The 6827-nt window shown below is 71.1% G+C and carries 5 protein-coding genes; all 5 read right to left on the bottom strand.

The window, feature by feature from the left end; all coding sequences use genetic code 11:
• Positions 1-224 precede the first annotated feature (224 nt).
• Positions 225-1196, bottom strand: coding sequence for a LysR family transcriptional regulator (locus GFH49_RS30200; RefSeq protein WP_155059228.1), 972 nt, complete (start codon positions 1194-1196; stop codon positions 225-227).
• A gap of 188 nt (positions 1197-1384) precedes the next feature.
• Complete coding sequence (locus GFH49_RS30195) at positions 1385-3718, bottom strand: TIM-barrel domain-containing protein (RefSeq protein ID WP_155059227.1); 2334 nt, start codon at positions 3716-3718, stop codon at positions 1385-1387.
• 5 nt (positions 3719-3723) lie between these two features.
• Positions 3724-4551: a carbohydrate ABC transporter permease gene (locus GFH49_RS30190; RefSeq protein WP_155059226.1), complete on the bottom strand. Its 828-nt coding sequence runs from the start codon at positions 4549-4551 to the stop codon at positions 3724-3726.
• Positions 4552-4594: 43 nt separating this feature from the next.
• A complete protein-coding gene (locus GFH49_RS30185; protein WP_230396581.1) occupies positions 4595-5449 on the bottom strand; it encodes a carbohydrate ABC transporter permease in 855 nt (284 codons plus the stop codon).
• 98 nt (positions 5450-5547) lie between these two features.
• Positions 5548-6786 carry an ABC transporter substrate-binding protein gene (locus GFH49_RS30180; RefSeq protein ID WP_155059224.1) on the bottom strand — a complete coding sequence of 413 codons (1239 nt, stop codon included), beginning with the start codon at positions 6784-6786 and terminating at the stop codon, positions 5548-5550.
• Between the last annotated feature and the right edge of the window lie 41 nt (positions 6787-6827).

The raw sequence follows: 6827 nt of genomic DNA, 5'->3' as shown, positions 1-6827 counted from the left end.
TGACCGCCCCGCCCCCGCGCCCCACTGACCGGATCAACTCCCCCACCTCGACCAGCCCCTGCCAACCGACCCCACCAGCCCACTACTGCAGGCGCCCGGCACGATCGCATGCCACGCACCCCGACACAACGGCCCGCGCCACGCACCCCGGCCGGCCCCGAATCCCGCAGTGACGGACCCGACCCCACCGCGGCCGACCCGACCCTGCGTCCCGAGTGATCCGGTCAACTCCACAGGGTCACATGAATGGCCGGCCGGAAGCGGCCCGCGGTGATACCGCCGGGGCCGCGCAGCATGGCCTGGGTGGCGCGGGGCGTGGTGACGAAGCGCCGCAGCTCGGCGGCGGCCGGCGGCGTCTCGCAGTCGGCGAGGGCGAGCAGGTTCCAGGAGCCGCGGGCGGGCAGGTGGGGACCGTTGAGCTGACGCAGGTCGCCGTCGGCGAGGTCCTTCGCCACGGCGAACGCCACCGCGAGGGCCACGCCCTTGCCGCGCTTGGCTTCGTCCAGGGCGGCGGCATGGCTCTGGAAGATGCGCTGGTTGTGCTCGGGCACGCCCAGTCGGCGCAGCACGGTGGGCACCATGCCCACCCTGCCGACGGCCGAGGGACCGAGCAGCCAGGTCTGCTCACGAAGCTCCACGGCGCCGACACCGGCCCCGGCGCCGCCGACCGCGAGTGGATGGTCGGCGCCCACGACCGCGATCACCTGGTAATTCAGGAAGGGAATGCAGGTCAGGGCGGAGCCGACGGCGGCGGGCGGGGGCCCGATGGCCACGTCGACGGTTCGGGCCACCAGCAGCGTCTCGAACCTCTGCGGATCGTGCACGCTCAGCTCAACGTCCAGGTCGTCGGCACGCCGGGCGAACACCTCGATGAGACCGGGAGCGGCGTACTCGGCGAACAGGCTCGATGCGGCGACGCGCAACAGCCTCCGTCCGGAGCCGGCCTGCCGCACCTCGATGACGGTCAGATCCTGCAGCCCCAGCATCTCCGTGGCACGGCTGGCGAGCCGCAGCCCGCCGGGTGTGAACGCGAGGCCGTGGCGGGTGCGGGTGAAGAGCTTGTCGCCGAGTTCCCTGCGCAGATGCGCTATGTGCGTGGAGACGGCGGCCTCGGTCACGGCGAGATCGGCCGCCGCGGCCTTCACGGAGCCGAGGCGGACCGTCGCCGCGAAGGCCCGCAGCTGTGCCGGGGTCAACGACGACCTCCCCCGCTCACCACGGGTGCCCTTCACCTGTGACCGTTTCTCACGTTAGCGCACGGGACAACCGGGATCCACAGGTGCGCCAGAGGCGACGGCTGGTCCGCGCGAATTGGCGAACCGCGGCTCAGATCCCGCAAGTTGGCCCCTTGTCAGCTCCACCGAGCGCGGGCGTGTGTCGTTGCTCAGCCGAGTTCGGGCCATGCGCTCAACTCGGTCGGCCGACCGTCGGCCTCGGCGGTCGGGGCAGGGTGGGAGAAGCCCGGGAGTGCGACGCGCAGTCGGGGGCGGACGGGGCCTTCGGTGGTGATGGTCAGGTGGTTGTCATCGGCGAGGCGGGCGGTGATGGCGGTTCGGTGGCCGCCGGCGTCGTTCAGGGTCGTGCGGGCCGTGCGGGAGGGCTCGGACTGTGGGCGGGGCCAGACGGCGGTCAGTTCCCGGAAGGGCGTGCTGCCTGCGCGGTCGGTGGGACTGGTGGTCAGGAGGAGCGCTCCGGCTCGCAGCCAGAGGGGGGCGGTGCGGAGGGGGACGTCGACGGGGTACCAGGCCGGGCCGGTGACCGGGGATCCACCGCCGTAGGGCAGCCACTCGCCCGGCGGGAACCAGACCTGCCGACGGCCTCCCGGTGCGTACAGCGGGGCGACCAGCAGGTCCGGGCCCAGCAGGTACTGGAGGTCGGCGGCGTGGGCATCCGGGCGGTCCGGGTGGTCCAGGGCCATGGGGCGGGCCAGTGGCTCGCCGGTGCGGACCGCGTCGGCCGCGGCCGAGTAGACGTACGGCAGCAGGCTCATGCGCAGGCGGGCCGTGTGCAGGACGGCCTCGTACGCCACCTCGCCGAAGTCCCACGGGAGCCGGGACGTCATCCCGTGGAACCGGCTGAGCGGGGACAGCAGGCCGAACTGCGCCCAGCGGACGAAGAGTTCGGTGCCCGGTGTGCCGTGGAAGCCGCCGATGTCGTGGCTCCAGAAGGGGTGGCCGGAGAGGGAGAGGGACAGGCCTGCGCGGAGCGTGGAGGCGAGGTCCTGCCAGCTCGCGTTGGGGTCGCCCGTCCACTTGGCCCCGTGGCGCTGGCCGCCGGTCCAGGTCGAGCGGCCCCAGGTCAGGCCGTGGCCCGCCCCCGCCTCTCGGGTGACCTCGGCGGCCAGGTCGTTGTAGAGGAGGGGGTAGAGGTTGTGCAGGCGGTCGCCGGTCATGCCGTTGTGGGCGACCGCGTCGGCGGGGACCGCCTCGCCGAAGTCGGTCTTCAGCACCGCTGCTCCCGTGGCGAGGGCCTGGCGGATACGGGCCCTGAACCAGTCGGCGGCACCGGGGTGGGTCAGGTCCAGCATGGCCGAGTCGGGGTGCGTGCCGCCCCAGACCTGGGTGATGTACGTGCCGCCCGAAGCCGTGCGCAAAAACCAGCCGTTGCGCTCCACCTCGGCGAAGTACGGGCTGTCCACGCCTACATACGGGTTCATCCAGAGCGAGACGTGGAAGCCCTGCCCGGCCAGGTCGGCCATCAGCCCCCGCGGGTCGGGGAACGCCTCGGTGTCCCAGCGCATGTCGGACCAGGAGCCGTGCGGCTGCCAGTACGTGTCGAGGTGCAGGACGTCGCAGGGGAAGCCGCGAGCGCGGATCCGGCGGGCGCGTTCGCGTACGTCGGCCTCGTTGTCCCGGCGGAAGCCGCCGGAGATCCAGGGGCCGAAGGCCCACTGGGGAGGCAGCAGGGCGGGACCGGTCAGGTCGCGGTAGGCCGTCAGGCACTGAGCCGGTGTGCCGGTGATCAGGTAGTAGTCGAGCACCTCGTCGGGGACGGTCATCGACCAGGCGCCGGTGTTGCTGTGGGCGAGGTCGAAGGACGCCGCGGTGGTGGTGTCCACGAGTACGGCGTAGCCCCGGCTGGACAGCAGGAAGGGGACGGCCTTGTGGGAACGGGTGCCGGTCGAGCCCTGGGCGTCCTCGATCCAGCAGTCGACCCGCTGCCCGCGCAGGTCCGGTCCCGTGAAGCGTTCACCGAGGCCGTAGAAGTGCTCGTCGGGTTCGGCGATCCAGCTGTCGTGGTGGGCCAGGCGGCCGTCCGTGAGTTCGGTGACGCCGAACGGCAGCACGGTCGTACGGTCACTGGGGTCGCTGATGTCGGTGGCCTGGCGCAGGGTCCGGTTGTGACGGTCCGTCACCTCCATGACGAAGGGCGCGAGTTGGATGTCCGCGCGCAGGGCGTCGAGGTGCAGGGTGAGCCTGTTCGGCGACCGCTCGACCGTGCAGTCGGTGTCCCTGAGGGGGGTGACGACGCGGACCCGGGGTGCCGTCACCGCGTCGGCCATCCGCAAGGTGACCCGCAGGATGCTGCCCGTCGCGGGGCGCAGACGGAGCGTGCCGGTGCGTCCGGCCGCGGTGTGTACGTCCAGGGTCGCGCCGTCGCTGTCGGCGTGGGCGACCCAGGCGCTGGTCACCGGGTCGAGCGCGGTGGGCCCGGCGGGCGTCAGGGGCGGCGGCGGTGCCACGAAGAACGCGTGGTCACGGGGGTGGAGGGAGGACATGACGGTCAGCCCCTCACGCTGCCCGCGGTGAGCCCGCCGACGATGAAGCGCTGGAAGACGGCGAAGACGCAGACCACCGGGATGCTGATGAGGGTGGCGGTGGCCATCAGCGCGCCCCACGAGGTTCCGTGCTGTCCGATGAACGCGTTGAGAAGGACGGTGACGGGCTGCACGTCGGGCCCCTCGGCGAGGGTGAGGCCGAACAGGAACTCGCCCCAGCCGATCAGGAAGGACAGCCCGGCCGCCGCGACCACTCCGGGAACCATGAGCGGAAGGACGACGCGCAGCAGCACACCCGGCAGTCCGCAGCCGTCGACCAGGGCGGCCTCCTCCAACTCGGGCGGCACGCTCCGCAGTACCGGACGCAGCACGATCACGGTGAAAGGCAGGGTGAGCGTCGTGTCGGCGGCGATCAGGCCCAGATACGTGTCCGAGAGACCGGCCCGGCGTTCCAGGATGAACAGCGGCGCCGCCAGCACGATGGCGGGCGGCAACTGGGCGACCAGGAGCGCGAGCACCATGGCGCCCGACCCTCGCAACCGGATCCGGGCGAGCGCGTAGGCGAGCGGAACGCCCAGCACCAGGGTGAGCGCCACGACCCCGCAGGAGATGACCAGGCTGTTGAGCAGGGCCCTGGTCAGTCCTTCGTAGCCCAGTGCCGTCGAGTAGTTCTCGCCGGTGACGGGAGTGGGCACCCACTGGGGAGTCGGGGTCTGGATGCGGTCCGGCCGCGTGAGGCTGGTCTTCACCATCCAGTACACCGGCAGCAGGAAGGCCGCGGTGATCACGGTGGCGACCGCGGTGAGCCGCCAGGGGTGGCGTGGCGGTCTCATAGGGCACCTCCTGCCGACGTCCTACGGCACCTCATACGGCACCTCATACGGCACCTCCCGCCGGCGCTTCGTCCTCCCGCCGCAGCCGTCGCACGTAGAACACTCCCGCGAGCAGCGGTACGACGAGCAGCAGCAGGCCGGCGGCGGCGCCCTGCCCGAACCGGAAGAAGGTGAAGAAGACCTCGTAGACGTAGAGGGGAAGCACGCGGGTGGCGTCGACGGGGCCGCCGCCCGTCATCACGAAGATGATGTCGAAGACCTTGAACGTGTAGACGAGGCCGAGGAGGAGGACGGTCACCGAGACCGGCCGCATCAGCGGCAGGGTGATGTGGCGGAAGCGCTGCCAGGCGCTCGCGCCGTCGACGGCGGCGGCCTCGTGCAGCTCGGGGTCGATGGTGTGCAGTCCGACCAGGAGCAGCAGCATGTTGAAGGGCACGCCGACCCAGACGTTGGCGAAGATCACCCCCGCCATCGAGGTGGACGGGTCGGTGAGCCAGTCGTGTGACAGGGCGCCCAGGCCGACCCCCGTGAGCAGGGCGTTGTAGGCGCCGGACTCCGCGTCCAGCAGCCAGCGGAAGAGGGTGCCGCTGACCACCGGGGGAAGCAGCCAGGCCACCATCAGCAGCGATCGCAGCAGGCCGCCCAGCGGGAACGGGCGGGCGAAGAGCAGGGCCAGGGCGAAGCCGATGGCGAACTGCAGCAGCAGCGAGCCCAGCGTGAAGATCAGCGAGAGGCGTACGGAGTGCCAGAAGGCCGGGTCGTCGAGCACGGCCCGGTAGTTCTCCAGGCCGTTGAACCGCTCGGCTCCGCCGAGCAGTTGCCCCAGCTCGACGTCGTGGACGGATGTCCACACGTTGTAGAAGAGCGGGTAGGCCAGGAAGAGGGCGAGGAAGGTCATTCCCGGAAGGCAGAACAGGTAGCCGGCGCGTCGGCGGCGCACGGACGGGGAGAGGAATCTGATCCGCGGCGAGCGCCGTCGCGGAGCGAGCCGCTGCCTCATTGCCGGCCCAGCGCTTTGTCGATCTTGGCGGCCGCGGTTCTCGCCGCCGCGGAGGGTGAGGCGGACCCGGTGAGGACGGCCTGTTCCGCCTCCGCGACGGCCTGCGAGGCCTCGGTGTAACGCGGGCCGTACTGGCGCGGACGGGCCAGGGGCAGCTGGCTGAGGAAGAGCCGCAGGGCCGGGTCCGATGCCCAGGTGCCCTGGTCGGCGAGGTCCTTGCGGGCGGGGAGTTCACCGAACGCCACCAGGTAAGGAACCAGCACCGACGGGCGCTGCGTGTACTCCAGGACCTCCCACGCCTTGTCCTGATGCTCGCTGCTCGCCATCACGACCCAGTTCTCGCCGCCGAGACAGGTGGCGGCCTCCTTGTCCCGGGGCAGGGCCACGACGTTCCAGTCGAAGTCCGCCTGCTTCAGTGTGGGGATCTGCCAGGGACCGTTGATCTGCAGGGCGGCGCGCTGGTTGAGGAACCGCGTGTTGACGTCCTGCTGGGTCCAGCCCACGCACTGTTCGGACAGGGAACCCTTGGCGATCAGGTCGTCCAGGAAGGACAGGGCGGTGGCGCCGTAGGTGGTGAAGGTGTCCAGGTCGCCGCCCGCCTGCCACAGGAAGGGCAGGAACTGGAAGACACCCTCCTCGGTCCTGATCGCGCTCAGTGCCAGGCCGTAGCGGTCCCCGCTGGTCAGCCGCTGAGCGGCGGAAGCCAGCTCGTCCCAGGTGGTGGGGGGTTCCACTCCGGCGGACTTGAGCATGCCGGTGTTGCAGTAGAGGGCCAGGCAGTTGCTGTTGTTGGGGATCCCCAGGGTCTTTCCGCCGATCTGGCAGCCGTCCCACGGGCCCTTGTAGTACTGGTCGGCCTCACCCCACCGCTCCACCCGGTCCGTGAGGTCGGCGAGCAGATCGTTGCCGCCGAGGGTGTTCATGGCGACGTTGTCGACGATGGCGATGTCCGGCAGCTCACCGGAGATCGCAGCCAGGGCGATCTGCCGGTCGAGCTCCGCGAACGGGAAGGTCCGCCGCTCGATCTTCACGTCCGGGACACCTGCCTCGATGTCCTTGATCAAGCGGTTCATTCCGGGCTGGAAGTTGTCCAGGGTGAAGTAGTCCCACCAGGTGAGGGTGACCGTGCTCGGTTCTCCGGAGCCGCACGAGGTCACGGCTGAGCCGAGGCCGAGGGCGGCCGCCGCCGCTCCCGCGGTACGCAGGAAGCCACGGCGGTCGACGGGGTACGGCATGCTCCACTCCTCGGGGTCGGTGATCAAGGGTTCGGTGATCA

Source organism: Streptomyces blattellae, assembly GCF_009709555.1.
In the GTDB taxonomy this organism is placed as follows: domain Bacteria; phylum Actinomycetota; class Actinomycetes; order Streptomycetales; family Streptomycetaceae; genus Streptomyces; species Streptomyces blattellae.
Note: the sequence above shows the minus strand (reverse complement) of the source record. Positions and strands in the feature narration are given on the sequence as shown.

Bases quoted from the DNA above. Each gene is read 5' to 3' on its own strand.
- GFH49_RS30195 (WP_155059227.1), bottom strand. From the start codon at position 3,718: ATGTCCTCCCTCCACCCCCGTGACCACGCGTTCTTCGTGGCACCGCCG.
- GFH49_RS30190 (WP_155059226.1), bottom strand. From the start codon at position 4,551: ATGAGACCGCCACGCCACCCCTGGCGGCTCACCGCGGTCGCCACCGTG.
- GFH49_RS30185 (WP_230396581.1), bottom strand. From the start codon at position 5,449: ATGACCTTCCTCGCCCTCTTCCTGGCCTACCCGCTCTTCTACAACGTG.
- GFH49_RS30180 (WP_155059224.1), bottom strand. From the start codon at position 6,786: ATGCCGTACCCCGTCGACCGCCGTGGCTTCCTGCGTACCGCGGGAGCG.